Genomic DNA, 249 nt, shown 5'->3' with positions numbered 1-249 from the left:
CGCTTGCGCGAGACGCGGTCGCGATCCTGCAGCTTGGGCAGGTGCTTCACATCGACGTGGATGAAGCCGACCTCGTAGTCCTTGAAGCTGCCGTGTGGCTTGCGGGCCTGCTCGGCGGGCGGCAGCCGGTTCAGGCCCTCGGCCTTGAGGATGCGGTAGACCGCATCCCGGTTCAGGTGTGGCAGGAAGTGGCTGACGATGAAGGTCAGTGCATCCAGAGGAAAGCCGGTGGAGCGGCGGAGCGCGCAC

The 249-nt window shown here is 66.3% G+C and carries 1 pseudogene; it reads right to left on the bottom strand.

Annotated elements, in window-relative coordinates:
- Positions 1-249 (bottom strand): annotated as a pseudogene (locus tag FV233_RS30030) (IS481 family transposase); the annotation flags it as partial.

The sequence above is a fragment of the Methylobacterium sp. WL7 genome, assembly GCF_008040085.1.
GTDB classification, from domain to species: Bacteria; Pseudomonadota; Alphaproteobacteria; order Rhizobiales; family Beijerinckiaceae; genus Methylobacterium; species Methylobacterium mesophilicum.
Note: the sequence above shows the minus strand (reverse complement) of the source record. Positions and strands in the feature narration are given on the sequence as shown.